Source organism: Arthrobacter globiformis (assembly GCF_030815865.1).
GTDB classification, from domain to species: Bacteria; Actinomycetota; Actinomycetes; order Actinomycetales; family Micrococcaceae; genus Arthrobacter; species Arthrobacter globiformis_B.
In genome coordinates this window covers 1,696,483-1,715,204 of record NZ_JAUSXI010000001.1, presented here as the reverse complement: position 1 = coordinate 1,715,204, position 18,722 = coordinate 1,696,483, and the positions used below count along the sequence as shown (strand labels likewise).

19 protein-coding genes are annotated in these 18,722 nt (G+C 66.8%); 12 read left to right on the top strand and 7 right to left on the bottom strand.

What is annotated here, in order from left to right; translation table 11 throughout:
- Nucleotides 1–21 precede the first annotated feature (21 nt).
- From manA to QFZ33_RS07900, 3 genes are all read left to right on the top strand, one after another.
- On the top strand, nucleotides 22–1,272 hold the full coding sequence (gene manA / locus QFZ33_RS07910) for a mannose-6-phosphate isomerase, class I (protein WP_307026366.1): 1,251 nt from the start codon (nucleotides 22–24) through the stop codon (nucleotides 1,270–1,272).
- 5 nt (nucleotides 1,273–1,277) lie between these two features.
- The gene (locus tag QFZ33_RS07905; RefSeq protein ID WP_307026364.1) at nucleotides 1,278–2,237 is read left to right on the top strand and encodes a lipid II:glycine glycyltransferase FemX; all 960 of its coding nucleotides are present in this window, start codon (nucleotides 1,278–1,280) and stop codon (nucleotides 2,235–2,237) included.
- A 123-nt stretch (nucleotides 2,238–2,360) separates the two neighbouring features.
- A complete protein-coding gene (locus QFZ33_RS07900) occupies nucleotides 2,361–2,684 on the top strand; it encodes an endonuclease domain-containing protein (protein WP_307026362.1) in 324 nt (107 codons plus the stop codon).
- Nucleotides 2,685–2,708: 24 nt separating this feature from the next.
- On the opposite strand, the gene glpX is transcribed toward QFZ33_RS07900, so the two are convergent.
- Nucleotides 2,709–3,731 (bottom strand): class II fructose-bisphosphatase, encoded by a 1,023-nt coding sequence (gene glpX / locus QFZ33_RS07895; RefSeq protein WP_214851222.1) that lies wholly within the window; start codon nucleotides 3,729–3,731, stop codon nucleotides 2,709–2,711.
- Nucleotides 3,732–3,922: 191 nt separating this feature from the next.
- Between glpX and QFZ33_RS07890 the strand changes: the two genes are divergently transcribed.
- The 5 genes from QFZ33_RS07890 (at nucleotide 3,923) to QFZ33_RS07870 (ending at nucleotide 9,277) form a co-directional block, all read left to right on the top strand.
- Nucleotides 3,923–4,618, top strand: coding sequence for a DUF4245 domain-containing protein (locus QFZ33_RS07890; protein ID WP_307026360.1), 696 nt, complete (start codon nucleotides 3,923–3,925; stop codon nucleotides 4,616–4,618).
- Nucleotides 4,619–4,627: 9 nt separating this feature from the next.
- The gene (locus tag QFZ33_RS07885; RefSeq protein ID WP_307026358.1) at nucleotides 4,628–5,242 is read left to right on the top strand and encodes a carbonic anhydrase; all 615 of its coding nucleotides are present in this window, start codon (nucleotides 4,628–4,630) and stop codon (nucleotides 5,240–5,242) included.
- Between the two features lie 87 nt (nucleotides 5,243–5,329).
- Nucleotides 5,330–6,757, top strand: a complete 1,428-nt coding sequence (locus QFZ33_RS07880; RefSeq protein WP_102970672.1) for a class II fumarate hydratase — start codon at nucleotides 5,330–5,332, stop codon at nucleotides 6,755–6,757.
- A 229-nt stretch (nucleotides 6,758–6,986) separates the two neighbouring features.
- Nucleotides 6,987–7,664 (top strand): TetR/AcrR family transcriptional regulator, encoded by a 678-nt coding sequence (locus QFZ33_RS07875; protein WP_307026356.1) that lies wholly within the window; start codon nucleotides 6,987–6,989, stop codon nucleotides 7,662–7,664.
- Nucleotides 7,661–9,277, top strand: a complete 1,617-nt coding sequence (locus tag QFZ33_RS07870; protein ID WP_307026354.1) for an MDR family MFS transporter — start codon at nucleotides 7,661–7,663, stop codon at nucleotides 9,275–9,277. Before QFZ33_RS07875 ends, QFZ33_RS07870 begins: the two co-directional genes overlap by 4 nt.
- 17 nt (nucleotides 9,278–9,294) lie before the next feature.
- Here the strand turns inward: QFZ33_RS07870 and QFZ33_RS07865 are convergent, their stop codons facing one another.
- Complete coding sequence (locus QFZ33_RS07865) at nucleotides 9,295–9,765, bottom strand: NUDIX hydrolase (RefSeq protein ID WP_307026352.1); 471 nt, start codon at nucleotides 9,763–9,765, stop codon at nucleotides 9,295–9,297.
- A 60-nt stretch (nucleotides 9,766–9,825) separates the two neighbouring features.
- Nucleotides 9,826–10,380, bottom strand: a complete 555-nt coding sequence (locus QFZ33_RS07860) for a prepilin peptidase (protein WP_307026350.1) — start codon at nucleotides 10,378–10,380, stop codon at nucleotides 9,826–9,828.
- Nucleotides 10,381–10,438: 58 nt separating this feature from the next.
- On the opposite strand from QFZ33_RS07860, the gene QFZ33_RS07855 reads away from it, so the two are divergent.
- The 3 genes from QFZ33_RS07855 (at nucleotide 10,439) to QFZ33_RS07845 (ending at nucleotide 12,577) form a co-directional block, all read left to right on the top strand.
- Nucleotides 10,439–11,221 carry a hypothetical protein gene (locus tag QFZ33_RS07855; RefSeq protein ID WP_307026348.1) on the top strand — a complete coding sequence of 261 codons (783 nt, stop codon included), beginning with the start codon at nucleotides 10,439–10,441 and terminating at the stop codon, nucleotides 11,219–11,221.
- 93 nt (nucleotides 11,222–11,314) lie between these two features.
- Nucleotides 11,315–11,869 carry a hypothetical protein gene (locus tag QFZ33_RS07850; RefSeq protein WP_307026346.1) on the top strand — a complete coding sequence of 185 codons (555 nt, stop codon included), beginning with the start codon at nucleotides 11,315–11,317 and terminating at the stop codon, nucleotides 11,867–11,869.
- Between the two features lie 51 nt (nucleotides 11,870–11,920).
- On the top strand, nucleotides 11,921–12,577 hold the full coding sequence (locus QFZ33_RS07845; RefSeq protein WP_307026344.1) for a GNAT family N-acetyltransferase: 657 nt from the start codon (nucleotides 11,921–11,923) through the stop codon (nucleotides 12,575–12,577).
- Between the two features lie 182 nt (nucleotides 12,578–12,759).
- On the opposite strand, the gene QFZ33_RS07840 is transcribed toward QFZ33_RS07845, so the two are convergent.
- Nucleotides 12,760–14,196 (bottom strand): PhoH family protein, encoded by a 1,437-nt coding sequence (locus QFZ33_RS07840; RefSeq protein WP_307026342.1) that lies wholly within the window; start codon nucleotides 14,194–14,196, stop codon nucleotides 12,760–12,762.
- Nucleotides 14,197–14,522: 326 nt separating this feature from the next.
- Entirely contained in the window at nucleotides 14,523–15,284 is a 762-nt protein-coding gene (locus tag QFZ33_RS07835; protein ID WP_307031709.1) for an isoprenyl transferase, read from the bottom strand.
- Between the two features lie 277 nt (nucleotides 15,285–15,561).
- On the opposite strand from QFZ33_RS07835, the gene trhA reads away from it, so the two are divergent.
- Complete coding sequence (gene trhA, locus QFZ33_RS07830; RefSeq protein ID WP_307031707.1) at nucleotides 15,562–16,203, top strand: PAQR family membrane homeostasis protein TrhA; 642 nt, start codon at nucleotides 15,562–15,564, stop codon at nucleotides 16,201–16,203.
- On the opposite strand, the gene QFZ33_RS07825 is transcribed toward trhA, so the two are convergent.
- Both QFZ33_RS07825 and QFZ33_RS07820 read right to left on the bottom strand, forming a co-directional pair.
- Complete coding sequence (locus QFZ33_RS07825; protein ID WP_307026339.1) at nucleotides 16,184–18,382, bottom strand: thioredoxin domain-containing protein; 2,199 nt, start codon at nucleotides 18,380–18,382, stop codon at nucleotides 16,184–16,186. The genes trhA and QFZ33_RS07825 overlap by 20 nt on opposite strands.
- Complete coding sequence (locus QFZ33_RS07820) at nucleotides 18,360–18,638, bottom strand: hypothetical protein (RefSeq protein WP_214850043.1); 279 nt, start codon at nucleotides 18,636–18,638, stop codon at nucleotides 18,360–18,362. Before QFZ33_RS07820 ends, QFZ33_RS07825 begins: the two co-directional genes overlap by 23 nt.
- Nucleotides 18,639–18,722 lie beyond the last annotated feature (84 nt).

Genomic DNA, 18,722 nt, shown 5'->3' with positions numbered 1-18,722 from the left:
AAGAGAGAAGGACACCTGGCTTTGTACGAAATCGACAACGTCCTCCGGCCGTATGCCTGGGGATCGACGACGGCGATCGCCGGCCTGCTTGGCCGGCCGGCGTCAGGCGGACCGGAAGCTGAGCTGTGGATCGGCGCGCACCCTGACTCGCCGTCGGTGGCCAGCCGGCCGGACGGCACGACGGCACCGCTGAACGTACTCATCGGCGAAGACCCGGAACATTTCCTGGGATCTGAGTCGGTGGCCGAATTCGGACCGCGCCTGCCGTTCCTGGCCAAGATCCTCGCCGCGGCCAAGCCGCTGTCGCTTCAAGTGCACCCGAGCCTTGACCAGGCGAAAGCCGGTTTCGCGCGCGAGAATGCCGACGGCGTGCCGGCCGACGCTGCGCACCGCAATTACCGTGACGACAACCACAAACCGGAGATGATCTTCGCGTTGACCCCGTTCGATGCACTGTGCGGTTTCCGTGCACCGGAGAAGTCCCGCGACATCTTCCTCCACCTGGCAGGCTGTCTGGAGCTCCCGGGCAACGGTGTGCCGCAGCTCTTGAAGGACGTCATCGAGGACCTCTCACAACCCGAGGAGGCCACGGCGCTGAGGTCGGCGTTCGAACGGCTGATCGCCGGGGGCCGGGCAATCCAGGAAGCTACGTCCCGGGTGGTGGATGTGCTGTCCTCGGGTGCGCCCATGGCGCCCTACCAGCAGGAGCTTTCCACGGTGCTGAGCCTTCACGGCGAGTACCCCGGCGACCCGGGCGTCCTGATCTCCCTGCTGCTGAACCGGCTGTCACTGGAGCCGGGCGAAGCGGTGTACCTGCCCGCCGGAAACGTGCACGCATACCTGCACGGCCTCGGCGTCGAGGTGATGGCGTCCTCGGACAACGTGCTCCGCGGCGGACTGACGCCCAAGTTCATCGATATTCCCGAGCTGCTGAACACCATCGCCTTCGAATCGGTGGCGGTGCCCATGCTCCGGGCGGAGACCTCCGGACTCGGGCAGGAACTGTACTGCCCGCCGTTCCGCGAGTTCCAGCTCCAGCGGATCGAACTGCTGCCGGACGGCGAACCCGTTCCGCTGGCACAGTCTGGCGCCGCGGTGGTTATTGTCGTGGCCGGGTCCGTGATCCTTGACTCGCCGAAGGGCGACCTGCAGCTGGACCGCGGCGCGAGTGCCTTCCTGCCGGCCGCCGACGCGCCCGTCAACGTCCATCCCATGTCCGGGGCCCTGGAGAACGCCGTGGCCTTCGCCGTGACCACCTCGATGAAGGCCTGATCCCTGTGGAGTACTTCCTGCAAACGAAGGCCTGGGAGGATTTCCAGAAGTCGCTGGGACGCCGCGTGCACCGGCAATCCGGACCCGGCTGGAGCTTCCTGGCCATCGAGGAAAAGAATCCTGCGGGCAAGGTCCTGTATGCGCCCTACGGCCCGGTGGCGGAATCAGTCGAGGCGTTCGACGCCGCGCTGACGGCTCTCCGGGGCCTGGCGGCGTCCTGCGGCGCCGTCTTCATCCGGATCGAGCCGGTCACTGCCGGCCTGGATGCGGATTCGGCGGCGGACGCTCTGCGGCGCCGTGGCCTGCGGCCTGCCCCGGTCAACCAGCAGCCCGAACTCAGCTGGATCGTGGACCTGGACCGGGACTTCAAAGAGGTCCTGGCGGAGATGAAGCCGGTCAATCGCAACCTGTATCGGAACATCCACAAGAAGGGCGTTACGTTCCGCGCCACGCAGGACCCCGAAGACATCCGCGTGCTCCTGAACTTCCTCCATATGACGGCGCGCCGGAACGGCTTCAAACCGCAAAGCGACGAGTACCTGACGCAGGTGGCCGCGTCCCTCATGCCCGCGGGCGCGGCGACGCTGTTCATCGCCGACCTGCACGGCGGCCCGGTGGCGGCAGCGCTGGCCTACGATTCGGCGGACACCCGGACGTACGCCCACGCCGCCATGGATGACACCCACCGCAAGCTCAGCGCAGGCATCCCCCTCCTGGTGACGCTCATGGCCGATGCCCAGGAGAAGGGCCTGAAGCACGTGGACCTGTGGGGCGTGGCCCCGGCCGAGGAGCCCGACCACAAGTGGGCAGGGTTCACCGCGTTCAAGAAGTCGTTCGGCGGGCGCGAAATCGCCTACCCCGGCACCTGGGACTTGCCCGTCAACCGGCCCCGCTACGCGGCCTACCAGGTGGCGCGCAAACTCCGCGACGGCATCAAGGCCCTCATTAAGCGCCCCGCCCGCTGAGCGCGAACGGATCCTTAAGCCCGAACCCTGGAGCATGGTTCTCAAACCCCTGCCCCAGGATCCCGTAGCAGGATCGTTCACTTCTTCGGACGCTGCCGCCTGCGGGCGTTCGGGCAACCGGCGGTGTGGCCGGACGCCGCCTATCCGGAACACCGCCTCGCGCTGCAATACGACGGCGGGCACCATTCGGATCCGGTCCAGGCCGTACGTGACAGGAAGCGCAAGGAAGCCACGGAGCGCCTCGGCTGGACGGAGCTCAGAATATTCAAGGACGATCTTGACGGCGAGAAGCCCTTCGTTCTCGAGAAGGTCAGGGCAACGTTGCAGGTGCGGCTGCGGCGCCAGGCATCGGGAACCCAAACCCCATCCGTTGAAGACCTGTGCGAACGGACAGTTGTGGCCCCGGATCCAGTCGGATTCGGGGCCACAAGTGTACGTTCGCGCTAAAAGGCGCTGGGAAAGCCCTAAAGGCTAGCTCTTGCGGGCGTAGCCTTCCCACTTGCTGGCCTGGTGCTCGCCGTCCACAAAACGGATGGTGCCAGACTTGGAGCGCATGACGATCGACTGCGTCAGGACCTTGTCCTTGGAGTAGCGCACGCCCTTGAGGAGGTCGCCGTCGGTGATGCCGGTGGCGGCGAAGTAGCAGTTGTCGCTGGTGACGAGGTCGTTGGTGGACAGGACCCGCTCGAGGTCGTGGCCGGCGTCGATCGCCTTCTGCTTCTCGTCGTCGCTGGTCGGCCACAGCCGACCCTGGATCACGCCGCCGAGGGACTTGATGGCGCAGGCCGCCACGATGCCCTCCGGGGTTCCGCCGATGCCCATGAGGGCGTCCACGCCGGTGCCGGAGCGGGCAGCCGCGATGGCACCTGCAACGTCGCCGTCCATGATGAATTTGGTGCGCGCGCCAGCATCGCGGATCTCCTCGACCAGCGGGCGGTGGCGGTCACGGTCCAGGATCATGACGTTGAGCTGGTTGACCTTCACGCCCTTGGCCTTGGCGATCAGGTGCAGGTTCTGCTTGACGGGTAAACGCAGATCAACCATGTCGGCGGCTTCAGGTCCGGTGACCAGCTTCTCCATGTAGAACACGGCGGAGGGGTCAAACATGGAGCCGCGTTCGGCGACGGCCAGGACGGCCAGGGCGTTGTTGATGCCCAGCGCGGTCAGGCGGGTTCCGTCGATGGGGTCGACGGCGACGTCGCACTCAGGACCGGTGCCGTCACCAACCTGTTCGCCGTTGAACAGCATTGGGGCTTCGTCCTTTTCGCCTTCACCGATGACCACGACGCCGTTGAAGTGGACGGTCTGGAGGAAGGAGCGCATGGCATCGACGGCGGCGCCGTCGGCCTTGTTCTTGTCGCCGAATCCAACCCAGTGGCCGCCGGCGATCGCCGCGGCTTCGGTCACGCGGACAAGTTCAAGGGCGAGGTTGCGGTCCGGCTCGTCTATTCCGACGGCGAGCGACGGGGAAAGCGTTGAGTACTTCTGGGTCATGGACGCTGGTGACACGTGAACCTCTTCTTCGAGTGGCGATCATTGGACCCGCGAGGCCTGAGCCGACCATCGCGGTGATTCCCTGTAACTGATCATAGTCGCCACCGCGGGGCCCGGGGGTGGGATGACCACGCCGCGTAACGGACGGCGGGCCTCACCGCCGTCGGCTCGAATGTGAGTTCGGGCCCCGCATGGGCGACTATAGAAGGGTGAGTGATACGCAGGACCAGTCCGCCCCCTCGAGCCGCGTGCAGGCTTCCGCCCCCTCCCCCTCGCCGGCCGGCCAGCCCATCAAGCCCGTAATCCCCGCGGCAGCCGCGAAACGGGCCAATGCCTCGGTGATCGGAATGATCATCGCCCTGCTGGTGAGCATCGCGGCGTTCCTGCCCATCGTCCTGATGAATCCGTCCCCGAAGTCGGACGGCTTCCGCCCCAACATCGACGTCAGCGCCGTGGCCCAGAACGCCGCGGGTGTGGCGGGATTCACACCGGTGGCCCCCGCGGCGGGCGACACATTCCACCCGAATTACGCCCGCTGGGCGGCGGCCGGCGGCACGGGCGTTGCGGCCTGGGAGGTCGGATACGTGACCCCGAAGGAAAAATTCATCGGCCTGACCCAGACCAGCAAGGCCAACCCCAGCTGGCTCGTGCAGCAGACCAAGAACGCCCCGGTCACCGGCACGCGCGACGCCGGCGGCAGGGAGTGGGAACTCCATGACACGGGCAAGGGCGAGAAGAGCATGGTGCTCGCCTACCGCGGAACCACCGTGGTCCTGGCCGGCGACGCTAACCTGGAGGAATTCGCAGTCCTGGCTGCCGCAGTCGTCAAATCCCTGGAAAGTAACCCCGCTGTCACCGTTTCCCCCTCGGCGAGCCTCGCGCCGTAAAGTGGGGCCGTGACCACTTACCTGACCCCTGCCCTGGCCTGGCGCCGTCTGCGCGAAGGCAACGAACGCTTCGTTAACAGTGAATCCTCGCACCCGAACCAGGACGCTTCCCGGCGCTCATCCCTGGTGGAGACCCAGCATCCCTTCGCGGTGATCTTCGGCTGCTCCGACTCGCGGCTCGCCGCCGAGATCATTTTCGACGTCGGACTCGGCGACGTCTTCGTCGTCCGGACCGCGGGCCAGGTCATTGACGACGCCGTCCTCGGCTCGCTCGAGTACAGCATCGGCGTGCTGGGCGTGCCGCTGATCGTGGTGCTCGGCCATGACAGCTGCGGCGCGGTCACCGCTACGAAGTCCGCCGTCGAGACCGGCCAGATGCCGACGGGCTTTATCCGGGACCTCGTCGAGCGCATCACACCGTCGGTCCTCACCTCCCTGCGGAACGACCAAACTGAGGTCAATGAGATGGTGGTGGAGCACGTCAAGCAGACCTCACAGCGCCTCGTGGACAGCTCGCGTGTGATTTCGGACGCAATCGAGTCGGGCCGGGCAGCGGTGATCGGCCTGTCCTACAGCCTCGCCGACGGCCGCGCGGAGCTTGTTTCCGGAATCGGAGACCTCTAAAAGCTTCCGCAAAGCGCCCGGGCGGGCCGCCTGTAGCAAGCCGTTCACGGTTTTCGGTGCGGCGCCCGGGCGTCCTAAGCTAGCCCCATGACTTCCACTGAAGAGTTCCGCATTGAACATGACACGATGGGCGAAGTCCGCGTCCCCGTGAACGCCCTGTACCGCGCGCAGACGCAACGTGCAGTCGAGAACTTCCCGATCTCCGGAAAAACCTTGGAACGTGCGCACATTGAGGCGCTGGCCCGGGTCAAGAAGGCCGCTGCCCAGGCCAACGCTGAACTGGGTGTGCTCGACGGCGAGCTGGCCAAGGCGATCGCGGAAGCTGCCGACGAGGTGGCTACGGGCAAGTACGACGGCGACTTCCCCATCGACGTTTTCCAGACCGGCTCCGGCACGTCCTCGAACATGAACACCAACGAGGTCCTCGCTGAACTGGCTACGCGCGCCCTGAAGGCAGCCGGCAGCGACAAGGTGGTCCACCCCAACGACCATGTCAACGCCTCGCAGTCCTCGAACGACGTGTTCCCCACCTCCGTCCACGTTGCAGCCACTTCGGCCCTGATCAACGACCTCATTCCGGCCCTCGGCTACCTCGCCGAATCGCTGGAGCGCAAGGCCGTTGAGTTCAAGGACGTCGTCAAGTCCGGCCGCACCCACCTCATGGACGCCACCCCGGTCACCCTGGGCCAGGAATTCGGCGGCTACGCAGCGCAGGTCCGCTACGGCATCGAACGCATCAACGCCGCGCTCCCCCGCGTGGCCGAAGTGCCGCTGGGCGGCACCGCCGTGGGCACCGGCATCAACACCCCGGCCGGCTTCCCGGAGCGCGTCATCGAGCTGCTCGCCACCGACACCGGCCTGCCGCTGACCGAGGCCCGCGACCACTTCGAGGCACAGGCCAACCGCGACGGCCTCATCGAAGCCTCCAGCCAGCTGCGCAACATTGCCATCTCCTTCATGAAGATCAACAATGATCTGCGCTGGATGGGCTCTGGCCCCAACACGGGCCTCGGCGAAATCGCCATCCCGGACCTGCAGCCGGGCTCGTCGATCATGCCGGGCAAGGTCAACCCGGTCATCTGCGAAGCCTCCATCATGGTCTGCGCCCAGGTCATCGGGAACGACACCGCCATCGCCTGGTCCGGCACCAACGGCGCCTTCGAACTGAACGTCGGCATCCCGGTCATGGCCGCGAACCTGCTCGAGTCCGTCCGCCTGCTGGCCAACACCAGCCGCGTCATGGCAGACAAGATGATCGACGGCATCACCGCCAACGTCGAGCGTGCCCGCTTCCTCGCCGAGGCTTCGCCGTCGATCGTTACCCCGCTGAACAAGTTCATCGGATACGAAAACGCCGCCAAGATCGCCAAGACCGCTGTCAAGGAGGGCCTGACCGTCCGACAGGCCACCGAGAAGCTCGGCTTCGTCGGTGAAGGCGAAGGCAAGGTTTCCGAAGCCGACCTGGACAAGGCACTGGATGTCACCACGATGACGGCTCCGGCCCACAAGGCATAAGTCCCCACCGCCTCCCTTAGGTACGACGGCGGCCGCCCACCTTCCAGCGAAGGCGGGCGGCCGTCGTCGTTCTGCTTGGAGTTTTTGTCCAGATATCGCCACTTAGAGGCTCCCGAAGTCGCGATATGTGGACAAAAACTCATCCCCTAGGGAATGGCTGCGACTGCGTCGGCGGGAGAACCCGTCGACCAAATTGCACTAAACCAGTATTAGTGCAAAACTTCACTATGTGAATGACAGTGCAATTATTGGCGTGGGACTCCGCGAGCGCAAGCGGGCCGCAACGCGGGCAGCGATTACCGCCGTCGCCCGTTCCCTGACGTCCGAGCGCGGCCTCAGCGGCTACACCGTGGAGGATGTCTGTGAACAGGCGGGCATCTCCCGGCGAACCTTCTTCAACTACTTCCCCACCAAGGAAGACGCCATCCTGGGGCACGTGGACGACGAGATGCCCGAGGAAATCTTCACCGATTTCATCCGCGGCGGCGCCGGATCCACCTCCACGCCCGGCGGGATCTCCAACACCTTGCTGCAGGACCTGGTGACGCTGGCGCTGAGGATGTCGGAACGGATGAGTTCTTCCGAAGAGGAAACCCGCCAGCTGATCGGCGTCATCAAAAAAGAACCACAGCTGATGCTCAAGATCATCGGCGCCACCGAAGAACGCGAAGCCCACTTTGGCCGCGTGCTCGCCGCCCGCGAAGGCGTGTCCCCGGACCACCCGGTCGTCCGCATGGCCGTTGTCGCCATGGGCAGCATTGCCCGGCACACCAGCATGGCCTATTTCTCCGAAGGCAACACCCGCTCCTACAAGGACCTGCTGAAGGAAAACATCTCCTCCGCGTGCCTGCTCTTCTCACAGCCCCTCAAATTCCCTGAATCATCTTCCGCAGAAGGACAGCCATGAGCACCGCCGTCAGTTCCAAAGCCGCAGCCGGACCGCTGCTGCTGACCCAGAAACGCATCTGGATCATCTTCTCCGCGCTGATCGCCGGCATGCTCCTCTCCAGCCTCGACCAGACCATCGTCTCCACGGCCATGCCCACCATTGTCGGCAAGCTCGGCGGCGTCGAGCACCAGGCCTGGATCACCACCGCGTACCTCCTCGCCACCACCATCGTCATGCCGGTCTACGGCAAGTTCGGCGACATCCTCGGCCGCAGGAACCTCTTCCTCGTCGCCATCGCACTGTTCACGCTTGCGTCCGTAGGCTGTGCCTTCGCCACGGATTTCTGGGGCTTTGTCGTCTTCCGGGGTATCCAAGGCCTGGGCGGCGGCGGCCTGATGATCCTCTCGCAGGCCATCATCGCGGACATCGTTCCCGCCAAGGAGCGCGGCAAGTACATGGGACCGCTGGGCGCCATCTTTGGCCTCTCGGCCGTGGCCGGACCGCTGCTGGGCGGCTTCTTCGTTGACCACCTCACCTGGGAGTGGGCTTTCTACATCAACATTCCCATCGGCATCGCCGCCTTCACCATCGCCTGGTTCACCCTGACGCTTCCCAACAAGAAAGCCGAAAAGCGGATCGACTTCCTGGGCGTCCTGTTCCTCTCTGTTGCCACCACCTGCCTGATCTTCTTCACGGACTTCGGGGGCAAGAAGGACGAGGGCTGGGATTCGCCCCTGACTTGGGCCTTCGGCGCCGGTCTGGTCCTCGCCGCAGCGGCCTTCGTCGCCGTCGAACGCCGCGCGGAAGATCCGATCATCCCGCTGAGCCTGTTCCGGAACCGAATCTTCGTGAACTCCACGGCCATCGGCTTCACCTTGGGCCTGGGCATGTTCGCCGCCATTGCCTTCGTGCCCACGTTCCTGCAGATGTCGTCGGGCACCTCCGCCGCGCAGTCCGGGCTCCTCATGCTCCCGATGATGGCCGGCCTGATGGGAACGTCCATCTACTCCGGTGTACGCATCTCCAAGACCGGCAAGTACAAGATGTTCCCGATTTTTGGCGCCAGCCTGACCATCGCCGCCATGCTGTGGTTCACCAGATTGTCGGCCGAGACGCCCATCTGGATCATCTGCGTCCAGCTGTTCCTGTTCGGGTCCGGCCTCGGCCTGATCATGCAGGTCATCGTCCTCGTGGTGCAGAACTCCGTTCCGGCGGACCAGATCGGCACGGCCACCAGCACCAACAACTACTTCCGCGAAGTGGGGGCTGCCCTGGGCGTGGCGGTGTTCGGCTCGATCTTCACCAACCGGCTGGCGGAGTCCCTGACGAACGCCTTCACTGGCGCCGGAGCGTCGGCCGGCCAGGCCTCCCAGTCAACCAAGACGCTGGATCCGCAGACCCTGGGCCAGCTTCCCGGGCAGCTCCGCGACGCGATCGTCAACGCCTACGCCGATTCCCTGGCACCGGTGTTCTGGTACCTCGTCCCGTTCATCGCCGTTGCACTGCTCCTGGCCATCACGCTGAAGCAGATCCCGCTCTCGGACACCGCCGGCATGGTGGCCCGCGGCGAGGCGGTGGGCGGCGAGGAGGCCGAGCTTCTCGAGGCACAGCGGCAATCCGCCACGGTTTAGAAGAGCTGCCGGGGAACTCAGGGCTCGTAGTGGACTGAGTCCCCCGGCAGCAGTGCACGGCGGATGCATTCCCGGTCTCCAGGCTGCAGATCCGGTAACCCGTCCAACGCAAACCAGCCCACGGCCAGGGACTCGTCGTCGTTCACCCGCGCCTCACCGGAGACGTGGCGGCAGCGGAACACGATGTCCAGGAAATCGCAGACGTCGCCGTTAGGGAACGTCACCGGCCCTACTACACCGACGGACACCATCCGCTCCGTTTCGGCCACGACGGCGGTCTCTTCGAAGATCTCCCGCAGCAGTCCGGGCGCGGGATGCTCACCGGGCTCCAGCATCCCTGTAATCAAGGTCCACCTGCCGTTGTCGGACCTCTGGCCCAGCAGGATGTGGCCGTCGTCGTTAAACACCACACCCCGCACAGCAGGAACCCACAGCGGGTCGTGGCCGATTTTTTCCCGGAGCTTCAGGACAAATTCGGGTGCCGGCATAGGTTTAGCCTAGCCGGACCGGTGCCCGCGCCGCACCGCGTCCAATGCCCCTGCCCGCAGCTAACCCGCGGGCAGCAGGACCATCGCCGCCGCGGCCCCCGCCAGCATGAACGGCCCGAACGGAATGGCCGATTTGAGCGTCCCGCGCCGCAGTACCAGCAGGCCGATGCTCCAAAGGCCGCCGAGCAGGAACGCTGCGAACGTCCCGGCAAAGACATGCGGCCAGCCGAGGTAGCCCAGGTACAGCCCCAGGACGCCGGCGAGTTTCACGTCCCCGAAGCCCATGCCGGGCGGATACACCAGCCGCAGCACGAAGTAGAAGAGCCACAGTACCGCTCCCCCGGCCGCAATCCTCAGCGCGGGCACCCCGAAAAGGCGGGCCGCGCCGTCGGGCAGTCCGGACGGTTCCACCGTCGCGAGGGTGAGCACCGCCCCCAGCAGCAGCACACCGGCAATGCCATAGGAGGGAAAGACAATCCGGTTCGGCAGGAGATGGTGCCGCACGTCGATGACCGTGAGCCGCACCGCCATCACGGCGAAGTAGGCGCACGCGGCCAGCAGCAGCCAGAACGCGAGTGGTGCCGCTTCCCATAGTCCGTCAAGTCGTTGGATCACTCTCGGATGCTACTGGATTGGCCCGCCGGCCGCCCGGGGCCGCGCGTAAACTGTGGATATGGGGACCTGGGACGCCAAACACCGGCAGGAACACGGCGGCGGTGCGACGCCCACGTCGGCCGCCTCCTTTCGCAACCTGTGCCGCTCGTCCCCGTGGAAATGGCAGTCCCTGCGCTTCGAATACACCGAAACTCCCGGCAGCGGTACCGTCCGCGCCTGGCTGCGCCGCCCCGGCGCGCTGCGCCTGGAGTCCGACAACGGCACGCTGCTCGGCAGCACCACGGGCATCAACGATTCCCGTGACGGCCTGTACATCAGCGCCACCCGGAAGTCGTGGCTTCTTCCCGCGCATCTGGTGACGCCGGTCTACGACGACGGCGGGCTGGTGCGGCGCCGCCCGGAGGCCGCGTACGGCGAACCCTCATTCGGAAACGGCCGGTTCGCTGCTGCACTGGATCCGGTGGAGCTGGCGGGAAATGCCCCGGTGCCGCTGGAGTTCCCGAATGCCAACGCCGTCGAACTGTTGGAGCCCGTTCAGGAGGTGACGCACGAAGGCCGCGCGGCGCTGGAAACCGTGGTCTCACCGAATGCCGGGTACCGTCCGCTGGATCCGGCAGCACCCCTGTGCGGACCGGGCCGGACCAGAATCCGCATTGATGCCGGGACCGGAGTGTGCGTCTCCGCCGGACCGCTCGACGGCGAGGGGCAGATTCCCGGGCACTGCATCCGGATCCTGGCCGTGGATGAGTACATGCTGGACGATCTTTTCGTGGCGGAACCGATGAACCTCACTGATGTGCGCGAGCACATCCAGTGGCCGCTGCGTCCCAACCCCGCCTGACGAACCCAGCCTGTCGAACCCCGCCTGTCGGGCCACCCGGAATGCGGGGTGCCGCGCAGGTTTTTTCCAACCTGCCGGCCGCAAACTCATGCCATGTCAACCATGGCTCCAGACGTATCGACACCTGACACGGCCGCCACCGGCAGGACCGGTACCCCGCGCCGTCGGAAGCTGCTGGTGATCCCACTCTCCCTGCTTTGCGCCCTGGGGCTCGTGCTGGGATATCTCTTCCTTACGGCCAAGCCGGAGGCCAGCACCCCGCTGGGCGCGAGCGCGGTGATCCCCGGCGGAACGGCGCGGGTCAATGGCATCATCCCGCTGGAAAAGGACGGCTGGCTTCCGCCGGAACGAGTCCAGGTCCTGGACGAGGGCCCGTCCGCGGGGACCCACCGGGTGAGGATTCTGGTTCAGTTCACGGCTCTCGAAGGTGCAGGCATCACGCTGGACACGTCGCAGTTCTCGGTGACGGGGCTGGGCGCCAACAGCATTCATCCGCTCTGGACGTCACCGGCGAAAGCGCAGCTCCGGCAGGGAGATACCGCGGACGCCACCATGGTCTTTGAGCTTCCCAACCAGGCGATTGCCCTGGTGCTGGAGGGGCCCGGCAATACCCGGCTGTCCCTCGGCCTGTCGCACCACACCAGCTGACGGCGGTGCCGCAGCGGCATAGGCGGGGCCTGCATCGGCTAGGCTTCCGGCATGACCGAGCTGATCTCCGTGTGGCCTCCATTCGCGCTCACCTTGGCCACTCCCCGGCTCACGCTGCGGCCACTGCGCGACGACCACATCCCTGCCGCGGTTGAAGCGGCGGCCAGTGGTATCCACGAACAGGGCCGCAACCCGTTCAGCACACCCTGGACCGCTGTCCCAGCCGGCGACCTGGGAGCCAACATGGCCCGCTGGTATTGGCAATGCCGTGCCGCCTCCACCCCCGAGTCATGGACGCTGACGCTGGGCGTCTGGCACGAGGACACCTTCCTCGGCTGCCAGGACATCGCGGCGAGGGACTTTACGGCCCTCCGCACAGTCGCGAGCGGGTCATGGCTGCGGAAGAGCGCGCAGGGCCGCGGCTTCGGCAAGGAGATGCGGGCGGCGGTGGCGCTTTACGCCTTTGACTGGCTCGGCGCAGAAGTCTGCGAATCTGACGCCGCCGACTGGAACGCCGCCTCCCTGGGCGTCTCCCGGTCGCTCGGCTACGAACTGAACGGCGTCACCCGCATGTCCCGGGGCGGCAAGCAGGAGACGGTTCAGCGGGTGCGCCTCACCCCGGAAGGCTTCCGCCGCCCTGACTGGCACCTAAAGGTGGAAGGCCACGAACCCACGGCAAGGTTCCTCCTGGGGGTCGCCGCTGGTTGAGCTTATCGAAGCCGAGGGGAACCGGTTTCGACCAGCTCAACCAGCGGCAGTGGCGCAGCGGGCCGGCGCGGCCACATTTGGCGAACCGACGTCAATCGGCAGTCTCGCTGGTTCCGGCAAGCTTAACCAGCGACGGCGGGGCGCCGTTGCCGCGGAACGCAGCCCCGGCACCCCGCCGTGAGTTACGCCCCTTCGAGCAGGTCCGTGACGAGTGCCGCGATGGGCGAGCGTTCGGAGCGGGTGAGGGTGATGTGGCCGAAGAGCGGGTGGCCCTTCAGGGTTTCTACGACGGCTGCGACGCCGTCGTGCCGTCCGACCCGGAGGTTGTCGCGCTGGGCGACGTCGTGGGTGAGGACGATCTTCGAGTTCTGCCCGATCCGGCTCATGACGGTCAGCAGGACGTTCTTTTCGAGCGACTGGGCCTCGTCCACGATCACGAAGGCGTCGTGCAGTGAGCGTCCACGGATGTGGGTCAGCGGCATGACCTCCAGCATGCCCCGGTCCATGACCTCCTCCACGACCTCCTGGCTCACGAGCGCGCCCAGGGTGTCGAAAACCGCCTGTGCCCAGGGGTTCATCTTTTCCTGCTCCGAGCCCGGCAGGTAGCCGAGCTCCTGGCCGCCTACCGCGAAGAGCGGGCGGAAGACGATCACCTTACGGTGCTCGCGGCGTTCCAGCACCGCCTCCAGGCCGGCACACAGGGCAAGGGCCGACTTACCGGTGCCCGCGCGCCCGCCCAGGGACACGATGCCCACCGCGGGGTCCATCAGCAGATCGATGGCGAGCCGCTGCTCCGCGGAGCGCCCGTGGAGGCCGAAAATGTCGCGGTCCCCCTTGACCAGGCGGACCTGCTTGTCGGCACCAACACGGCCGAGAGCCGAGCCGCGGCTGGAGAGCACCACAAGGCCGGTGTTGACCGGCATCTCTGCAGCCGCCGGGATGAAGACCGGTTCGTGTCCGTAGAGCGTGGAGATCTCCTCGTCGCTCGCATCGATCTCGGCGACGCCGGTCCAGCCGGAATCCTTAACGAGCTCGTTGCGGTATTCGTCGGCCAGCAGGCCCATGGCCGAGGCCTTGACCCGCATGGGGAGATCCTTGGACACCACGGTGACGTTGCGCCCCTCGTTGGAGAGGTTCTTCGCGACGGCGAGGATGCGGCTGTCGTTGTCCCCGCCGCGGAACCCGGCCGGCAGGACTTCGGCCGAGATGTGGTTCATCTCGATCATGAGCGTACCGCCGGCGTCGCCCAGCGGGATGGGCCGGTTCAGCCCGCCGTGCTGGATGCGAAGGTCATCAAGGAGCCGGAGCGCCTTCCGTGCGAAGTAGCCGAGTTCGGGGTCATGCCGCTTCCCTTCAAGTTCGGTGATCACCACGATCGGCACAATAACTTCGTGCTCCGCGAACCGCAGCAGGGCGCGGGGGTCGGAGAGCAGCACCGAGGTGTCGATGACGAAAGTGGAGACTGATGGCTGGGATTCAGTCTGTGGGCCGGAAACAGCAAGACCGGCTGCGGCGTCTTTCGTGTCCGCACCGGTCTTTGAATTGGCTCGCTTGGCGCGAGAGGTAGCCTTCTCACCCTTGTCCGTGATGACGTCGGGCAGTTGTTCAGAAATAGCCACATCGACTCCAGCCCCGGGGCGCTGCCCGGAATTGTTATTGGTGAGGCGGCTCGGCCACGAGGCCGGATCCGGCCTCCCATACAACCGGTGCGAAGAATCGCTCCATGTACTGGCCTCCCCGATCAGCCGGCGGTTTGCCTGCTGATGGATTCAACGTAATTCGCCCCGAACTAATTTCCAACGTCTTCTTCCGGCGATTCCTGTTGCCGGCGTGTGAATTTGGCGTGAACGGCGGCGGCTGAACGGCGGCGGCTGAACGGCGGCGGCTGAACGGCGGCGGCTGAACGGCGGCGGCCCAGGCGGAATGCCAACAGACGCCAACAACGCTACGCACCGAAGCGCCGCTGCCTGCCGGCGTAGTCCCGCAGGGCGCGAAGGAAATCCACCTTCCGGAAGGCCGGCCAAAGTGCCTCGCAGAAGTAAAACTCGCTGTAGGCGCTCTGCCACATCAGGAAGCCGGAGAGGCGCTGCTCGCCGGAGGTCCGGATGACCAGGTCCGGATCAGGCTGGCCGCGCGTATAGAGGAAGCGCGAGATGTCCTCCACGCTCAGGGAGTCGGCAAGTTCACTGATGTCCGCCTTGTGCGCCACGGCGTCGTGCAGCAGCTCGCGCACCGCGTCCACGATCTCGCGCCGGCCGCCGTAGCCGACGGCCACGTTTACGTGCAGCTTTTCCCGCACCGGCGTCCGGGCCGTGAGCGTGGTCAGTCGGTCCGCCAGGTAGTCCGGGAGCAGCTCCGGGGCGCCCATGGCGTGGACCGAAATGTCGGCGTCTTCGTCGAGCCGGTCCAGCGTGTTAGCGATGATTCCCATCAACAGGTCAAGCTCTTCGCCGGAACGGTTCATGTTGTCCGTGGAGAGCATGTACAGGGTGACCACCCTGACGCCCAGCTCCTGGCACCAGCCGAGGAACTCATGGATCTTGTCCGCGCCGGCCTGGTGGCCCTGGCTGGTGGGGGCATTGAACTGCCGGGCCCAGCGCCGGTTGCCGTCCACCATTACGCCGATGTGCCTTGGGATCCGCCCCGGCTCCAGGGAGCGCAGAAGCTTCCGCTCATAGAAGCCATAGAGAAACCCGGGCCATTCCATCCGGAGAATCACCTGACTTCCTGCTGTCCGACTTTTGTGCAAGTCCTAGGCTACCGCCCGGAGGCGGCGGTAGCTTGCAAGCTGCCGCCCGAAGCCCCACCAACGAGCCGCAAGGACCCGGCAAGGAGACGTTACCGGAAGGTAACTTACTGAAACGTAGGTTATTCTGGAAGGCATGGAAAGCAACGCCCCGGACGGCGGACCGCGAGCCCCCAAGCCTCGCACCCCGGAGCCGTCGAAGGCAGAACCCACCGCCGTGGACGACGCCGCGGCACGCATCGCGGAACTGCTGACGATCAAGCCCAAGTGGCGGGGATGGATCCACACGGTCACCGCGCCGTTGGCCCTGGCTGCAGGTATCGTCCTGGTTGTGGTGGCGCCAACCGCGGACCGCAAGATCACGTCCGCCATCTATGCCCTCACCGGTGTCCTTCTGTTCGGCATCAGCGCTGTGTACCACCGCGGCAACTGGTCCCCCGGCGTCAAACGCGTCCTCAAACGGCTGGACCACACCAACATCATGCTGGTGATCGCCGGCAGCTACACTCCGCTCGCGTGGAGCCTCCTGGACAGGACGACGGCGGAGTTCCTGCTCTGGCTGATCTGGTCCGCCGCAATCCTTGGCGTGCTGTTCCGGCTGCTCTGGACCGACGCACCCCGGTGGCTGTACGTGCCCATCTACATCGGCCTCGGCTGCGGGTCCCTCTTCTACCTGCCCGCCTTTTTCGCGGCGAGCGTCCCGGCGGCGCTGCTGATCTGTGTCGGCGGGGCCCTGTACATTGCCGGGGCCGTGTTCTACGCCCTTAAGAAACCCAACTTCAGCTACTGGCACTTCGGCTTCCACGAACTGTTCCACGCTTTCACGGTGCTGGCCTTTGCCGCGCACTTCGCAGCCATCCTCATTGCAGTGCTGAGCTGACGCGTTCCAACGCCGCCTCGACGGTCGCCACGGGCCGGTCGCAGACCATGTCGCGGCAGACGTAGACGAGCGGCGCACCGCCGGGCCCGGCCGGCCTCTGCCGCAGCAGCGGCACTTCGGCCGGCTTCCCGCCGTCGTCCGCCTCAGCCTCCCCTACCGCCACCACCAGCCCCGGACTCGGGGACAGCAGCAGCGCGCGGTGGAGGGCATCCCGCTCGGGGCCGGCAGGTCCGACGACGGCGGCCTCCAGCGGCCCCGCCAGCGCGGCCTGCGCTGTGGCCAGCAGCCAGCCCGCCACCCGCGGTGCCCGCGTGGCGAGCGGGGGCACCAGGACGAGGATGCTCCCCGCCATTGTCCGGTGTTCCGCGGAACCGGACAGGGCAGCATAGCTAAGCAGGGCCCCGGCAAAGGCCGCAGCCCCGCTGGGCGTGGCGTCGTCAAAGAAGCCCAGGCCGGGCTTCCCACCTTGGGCGCTGACCACCTGCGCCGATTCCCCGGCCGAGTCGGCGAGCCGCCCGCCGTCCACGAACCGGGTGCACGCCGCCTGGATCACCGTCTCGGCCAGCGTGTACCAGCGCGCCGAGCCCGTGGCCGAATACAAAGCCAGGAAGCCGTCCGCGCAGAACGCATAGTCCTCCAGCAGGCCGCCGATCCCCCGGGCCGCGCCGCTATGCGAAACCCGGACCAGCTTCCCTGTTGCCCGCACCCCTGCTGCCGACTCCTCCGGTGCCGGCCGCCAGTGGACCCGTTCCAGATATCCGGCGATCCGGCCGGCTGCCGCCACGAGGTCCGGCCGGTCCAGGACTACCCCGGCCTCTGCTAGCGCAGCCACAGCGAGCCCGTTCCAGCCCGCCACCACCTTCTCGTCCCGCTCGGGCTGCGGCCGGCGCGCCCGGGCTTCCCGGAGCCTGGGCATCACGTCCAGCCAGAGCCGTGCCTCGTCACCGTCCAGCGCCCGGCCCGGGTGCAGCGGCGAGCCGAGCTCCGAGACGGTGCCGCGGACGCCGACGTTCATCATCCAGGCGACGGCCGCGGCATCCTCGGCGCCGAGAAGCCGTTCAAGATCTCCGGGGGTCCAGAGGTAGCTGGCCCCTTCGTGGTGCTCGCCGTCCACTACGGAGTCGGCATCCAGCGAGGATGCCAGGCCTCCTTCCGGCAGCCCCAGCGCCGTGAGCATCCAGTCGGCGGTGCGCGCCGCAACGTCGGCGGCCTCGACGGCCGGAAACCCGGCCGTTCCGCCGAGCCTGACCCAGTGCACGTAGACGCGCAGCAGCTGGGCGTTGTCGTACAGCATCTTCTCGAAGTGCGGAACGGACCAGTCCCGTGTCACCGAATAGCGCGCGAAGCCGCCGTCGAGCTGGTCGAAGAGCGCCGAGCGGGCCATGGCCGCGAGGGTGCGCCCGGCCATCTCCCTGGCCTCTTCGGCGGTGTCAGAGGGCACCGCCGCGTGCCGGACCAGGAACTCCAGAACGGCCGACGGCGGGAACTTGGGGGCGGTGCCGAACCCGCCGTCGTCGGGGTCTTCGGACCCGGACAGGGAGCGCACGGCGGCGGGCAACAGTCCGGCGTCGAGCAGTTCCGGCGGGCGGGAGACGTCCACCGCCGCCGCGAGCTGCACCTGGCCCATGTTCTGCGCGAGGGAGCGGGCGTTCTCCTCCACGGCGCCGCGGCGCTCCGTCCAGGCCTCATGCACGGCCTCGAGGACCTGGCGGAAGGAGGGCCGCCCGGGCATAGGCCGCGGCGGGAAGTAGGTGCCGGCGTGGAAGGCCCGGCCCTCTGGGGTCAGGAAGATGGACATGGGCCAGCCGCCCTCGCCGCTGATGGCTTGCGTGGCGGCCATGTAGACGGCGTCGACGTCCGGACGCTCCTCACGGTCCACCTTGACTGCCACGAAATGGCCGTTCAGGTAGTCAGCGGTGGCCTGATCCTCGAAGGATTCCCGGGCCATGACGTGGCACCAATGGCAGGCGGCGTAGCCGATGGACAGGAACACGGGGACGTCCCGGGACGCGGCACTCGCAAAGGCGGCGTCCCCGAAGGGCTGCCAGTGCACCGGGTTGCCGGCGTGCTGGCGCAGGTAGGCAGAGGGTTCCGTGCCGAGGGCATTGCGCTCCCCCGGCTTGGACTCCCGCGATCCGGGCTGCCCTGATCCGGGCTCAGGTGTCGGCGCGGCCTGCATTGCCGTTGGCGGCATCGTCGCGGGAGATGTCCGCGGCCTCGGCGGCAGCCATCCGTTCCTCCTCTACCTGGGCGCGGTACCGCACCCGGCGGATGCGGCGCACCATGTCCACGATCAGCAGCGCGGTGAGCACCACGATGAAAGCGGTCAGCAGGAATCCCAGCAGGCCGGGCGTGACCTGGTCCTGGGACAGGCCGGGGCGCAGCGACGGCGAGGGGGCCGGGGACGATGCCAGGGCAATGAGCAAATGGTGCACTGTTCAAACCTTCTCAAGGCTGGGGCCGCCGTCCGCCGCGTGGGCTAACGCCTGGCCCGTTGGTACGCGCGCAGCCGCGGCCGC

What these genes read in the sequence shown, in the direction of transcription:
- glpX (WP_214851222.1), bottom strand. Translation starts at nt 3,731, where the DNA reads ATGACCCAGAAGTACTCAACGCTTTCCCCGTCGCTCGCCGTCGGAATA.
- QFZ33_RS07890 (WP_307026360.1), top strand. Translation starts at nt 3,923, where the DNA reads ATGGGCGACTATAGAAGGGTGAGTGATACGCAGGACCAGTCCGCCCCC.
- QFZ33_RS07880 (WP_102970672.1), top strand. Translation starts at nt 5,330, where the DNA reads ATGACTTCCACTGAAGAGTTCCGCATTGAACATGACACGATGGGCGAA.
- QFZ33_RS07870 (WP_307026354.1), top strand. Translation starts at nt 7,661, where the DNA reads ATGAGCACCGCCGTCAGTTCCAAAGCCGCAGCCGGACCGCTGCTGCTG.
- QFZ33_RS07865 (WP_307026352.1), bottom strand. Translation starts at nt 9,765, where the DNA reads ATGCCGGCACCCGAATTTGTCCTGAAGCTCCGGGAAAAAATCGGCCAC.
- QFZ33_RS07855 (WP_307026348.1), top strand. Translation starts at nt 10,439, where the DNA reads ATGGGGACCTGGGACGCCAAACACCGGCAGGAACACGGCGGCGGTGCG.
- QFZ33_RS07850 (WP_307026346.1), top strand. Translation starts at nt 11,315, where the DNA reads ATGTCAACCATGGCTCCAGACGTATCGACACCTGACACGGCCGCCACC.
- QFZ33_RS07845 (WP_307026344.1), top strand. Translation starts at nt 11,921, where the DNA reads ATGACCGAGCTGATCTCCGTGTGGCCTCCATTCGCGCTCACCTTGGCC.
- QFZ33_RS07835 (WP_307031709.1), bottom strand. Translation starts at nt 15,284, where the DNA reads ATGGAATGGCCCGGGTTTCTCTATGGCTTCTATGAGCGGAAGCTTCTG.
- QFZ33_RS07825 (WP_307026339.1), bottom strand. Translation starts at nt 18,382, where the DNA reads ATGCAGGCCGCGCCGACACCTGAGCCCGGATCAGGGCAGCCCGGATCG.